General features: G+C 51.8%; 5 protein-coding genes. All 5 read right to left on the reverse strand.

Annotated elements, in window-relative coordinates; translation table 11 throughout:
• Window positions 1-23: 23 nt before the first annotated feature.
• Window positions 24-617 (reverse strand): electron transport complex protein RnfA, encoded by a 594-nt coding sequence (locus HWQ67_RS14525; RefSeq protein WP_040335043.1) that lies wholly within the window; start codon window positions 615-617, stop codon window positions 24-26.
• Between the two features lie 47 nt (window positions 618-664).
• Window positions 665-1,315, reverse strand: a complete 651-nt coding sequence (gene rsxE / locus HWQ67_RS14530) for an electron transport complex subunit RsxE (RefSeq protein ID WP_218253410.1) — start codon at window positions 1,313-1,315, stop codon at window positions 665-667.
• Window positions 1,302-1,925 (reverse strand): RnfABCDGE type electron transport complex subunit G, encoded by a 624-nt coding sequence (locus tag HWQ67_RS14535; protein ID WP_218253411.1) that lies wholly within the window; start codon window positions 1,923-1,925, stop codon window positions 1,302-1,304. Before HWQ67_RS14535 ends, rsxE begins: the two co-directional genes overlap by 14 nt.
• On the reverse strand, window positions 1,922-2,974 hold the full coding sequence (locus tag HWQ67_RS14540; RefSeq protein WP_218253412.1) for an RnfABCDGE type electron transport complex subunit D: 1,053 nt from the start codon (window positions 2,972-2,974) through the stop codon (window positions 1,922-1,924). The genes HWQ67_RS14535 and HWQ67_RS14540 overlap by 4 nt, the downstream gene beginning before the upstream one ends.
• Window positions 2,975-3,027: 53 nt before the next feature.
• On the reverse strand, window positions 3,028-3,573 hold a 546-nt coding region (locus HWQ67_RS14545), incomplete at its 5' end, for an RnfABCDGE type electron transport complex subunit C (RefSeq protein WP_218253413.1).

A 3,573-nucleotide genomic window follows, 5' to 3' on the forward strand; every position in this document is an offset into this window, starting at 1 on the left:
TGGTTACAGTACATATACCTTTCCTACATTGTTATGATGCCGGCAAAGCCTGTGAAGGCAAGGGCTATCAGGCCGGTTGTCACAAAGGCTATGGGCAGGCCCCGAAACGGAACCGGTACGTCTGCAAGTTCTAGTTTCTCACGTATGCTTGCCATTATAATCAAAGCCATGGCAAATCCCATGCCGGAGCCAAGTCCCAGGGTGATACTTTCTATAAAGCCGTAGTGGTCGCCGGCGTTTATTAGCGGCACTGCCACCATGATGCAGTTGGTGGATATCAGCGCAAGGTACACACCCAGCTTGTAGTACAGTCCCGGGGAGACCTTTCTCATTATCGTGTCTGAGGCCTGCACGAATGAGGCGATTATTCCGATGAATATGACGATCTTCAGAAACGTGATATCCAGCGGTACCATCACGGCGGTAAAGACGACCCAGCTCAACGCTGCCGAAATCATCATAACGGCGGTGAAGGTTATACTCATGCCCACGGCCGTTTCCACCTTTTTGGTCACTCCAAAGAATATGCACAACCCCAGGAACCTTGTAAAGACAAAGTTGTTTATCACGGCTGAGGCCACAAATATTTCAAACAGCTTGGTAAGTTCTCTGTCCATGTTTTGTTAATACCTCCTTATATTGTGGATTTTCCACGTTATAAAAGTCAATGGCCACCGGCCCCGCCGGCACCCTTGCCGCCATAGAATCGTATATCTATCCAGTTGAAGAAGCCCATGAGCAGGCCGGTTGCGAAGAATCCACCGGTGGGCAATAGGGCGATCAACAGGGGTTTGGCATGAATAATATCAACCCCCCACAGTGCCCCTTTTCCAAGCAGCTCTCTGAAGAAGCTGATAACTACGAGGGCAAAGAAGAATCCTGCTCCGATGCCGATGCCGTCAAAGAAGGATGGCACCACCTTGTTTTTGCTTGCAAAGTTCTCCGCACGTGTCAGTATGGATGCAAAGGCTACAATAAGCTGGATGTACAGACCCATCTGCTTGTAGGCCTCACGGGAGAATGCTGCAAGCGTCAGGTCGGCCACCGTCACCCAGCCAGATATGATCAGCATGTAGATGGGCATTCTTATCCGGGGATGTATCACCTTCCGCATCAGTGATACCGTTACGTTGACCATGGCGTTTACAAAGATCACGGCCACGCCCATTAAGAAGCCGGTCTTTAGTCCTGTGGTCACCGCTATGGCTGGACACAGGCTTATGGCCATCCGAAATATGGCGTTGTCCTTAAATATCCCGCTAATTATTAGCTGTAAGGAGTTAGGCCTCCCAATCGTTGCCTCAATGGCTCCCATCTGCATTGCCTCCTTTTAACTGGGGTTGGTGTTGGTCTTGGTTGTCTGAGGAGCCGCCCAGTTTTTCCTGTAAGAACTTCAGGCCGTTTTTCATGGCGTCCTCGGTGACGGCCCGTGAGGATATGGTTGCTCCGGTCAGGGCCTGTATGTACTGGGTAGTTTCGGTCTTGACTACCTTGAGGTGATTGATGTCCTTGCCTGGGAACTGTCCCTTAAAGCTGTCGACCATGATTTCGTCTCCCAGACCGGGAGTCTCACCCTGTTTGAGTATCTCCATCTTTTGTATCTTCATGTCCTTATCGACGGCAAAGAGGAGATCGATGTAACTTGAGTAGCCCTTACCCATTGACTGGACTATGTAGCCTATGACCTCGCCACCTTTTTGTGCCTTGTAGTATTCGCAGTGTTTTTCGTGTGGGTACCAATCGCCGAGTTTTTCTATCGTATCGGCACTGGGGATCATTTTTTGGAGGGCCTCTTCTTTTTCCTTCTGGTTGGCCTGGAATATGATTGGTGATGTCTTTGCATACAGGGCGGCAAGCAGCACGCCGCCAACTACATAGACCACGACCAGATTTACCGTTATTTTAAATATGTCCTTTGCGTTCACGTCTTTTTCCCTCTTGCCCCAAACACCTGTGTCCTGACGCTTCTGTCTATCAACGGGGTTAAGCAGTTCATAATGAGTATGGCAAACATGACGCCTTCGGGGTATCCGGCCTTGAGTCTGATCAGCAACGTCAGGGCGCCACAGCCAATGCCAAAGAGTATCTGCCCCTTTTTGACGGCAGGACAGGTAACGTAGTCTGTGGCCATGTAAAAGGCCCCTAGCATAAGTCCGCCGCTTAGGAGGTGTATAATCGGCTCTCCGGAGAACAACCCTGCCTTACCGCCAAAAATCCACGCCCCAACCGCCACCGTTGCCAGAAAGCTCACCGGTATTTGCCAGGAGATGTACCGGAAATAAAAGAGAAACGCCGCACCAATCAGCAGCGCTATAACCGACGTCTCACCCAGGGAGCCGGCCCTGTAGCCAACCAGCAACTGCTTGTACAGGTGCATCTTGTCTCCAAAGACCTCAAGCAACCTGACCAATCCCTCTTCCTTTAGTATTCCCAACGGTGTGGCCGTGGTCTTGCCGTCGATGCCGGCAAAGGACAGCGTTGGCACTGCCCATGTTGTCATAGCCCGCGGCCACGTGATCAGGGCAAATGCCCGACCCATCAGTGCGGGGTTGAATATGTTGTACCCCAGGCCGCCAAACAACTGCTTGGTTATCCCAACCGCTACAAATGAGCTTATCAGCGGGATGTAAAACGGTACGGTAACCGGCATGTTCAAGCCGAGCAGCAGGCCCGTTAAAAATGCGCTGCCATCCTTTATGGCTATCTCCTTACCGGCAAGCCTCTGGATTAGCACTTCGCTCAACAAACTGCCCAGGATGCACAGGGCCGTTACCACAATTGCCTTGGGGCCGAAAAAGTACACACCCATTACAAAGGCAGGACTGAGGCTCACGCTCACCGTCCACATGATCTTGTTGACCGTCTCCTCGCTGCGCATGTGCGGACTGACGGATACGACCAGGCCCTGTGTATTAATGACCTGTTCTTTGGGCTGTTCTTTAAGCTTTTGGGTCTTATTAGATTCTTCTTGCATGTAAACCCTCTATATCTCCTATAGTAGCCTTTGTTTTCTTCATTTTGTTTTCTTCATCCGGGCTTCACCTGAGTCTTGGCAAAGCGTATTTGTTGGACTATTGGGCGTTTTGCCGGACAGACGTATGTGCAACATCCGCACTCAAAACAATCAAACAGGTTATAGCTCTTGGCGTCTTCGAAGTGTCCACGTTCGGAGAACAGGCTCAACATCAGCGGCATCAGCCCCATCGGACAGGCATCCACGCATCGGCCACACCGGATACAGTTGCCGTACTTATCGCCGTAGGAGGTCTCCTGCGCAAGCATCACGACAATGCCGGAGGTGCCCTTCATCACGGGGACGTCCGTGCTAAAGACCGCAAAGCCCATCATCGGCCCCCCTGAGATGATCTTGGCTGCCCCGCCCTTAAGCCCCCCGCACTCTGCTATCAACTGCGAAATGGGTGTCCCTATGCGTGCCAGCAGGTTCTTGGGGGTCTTGATGCCGTTGCCCGTTACGCTGACGACCCTCTCAACCAGCGGCTTGCCTGACCTGCACGCCTCATATATTGCCAGTGCCGTGCCTACGTTCTGGACGACTGCACCAACGTCCATCGG

The sequence above is a fragment of the Candidatus Magnetobacterium casense genome (assembly GCF_019173545.1).
GTDB lineage: Bacteria > Nitrospirota > Thermodesulfovibrionia > Thermodesulfovibrionales > Magnetobacteriaceae > Magnetobacterium > Magnetobacterium cryptolimnobacter.

Bases quoted from the DNA above. Each gene is read 5' to 3' on its own strand.
- HWQ67_RS14525 (WP_040335043.1), bottom strand. From the start codon at position 617: ATGGACAGAGAACTTACCAAGCTGTTTGAAATATTTGTGGCCTCAGCC.
- rsxE (WP_218253410.1), bottom strand. From the start codon at position 1,315: ATGGGAGCCATTGAGGCAACGATTGGGAGGCCTAACTCCTTACAGCTA.
- HWQ67_RS14540 (WP_218253412.1), bottom strand. From the start codon at position 2,974: ATGCAAGAAGAATCTAATAAGACCCAAAAGCTTAAAGAACAGCCCAAA.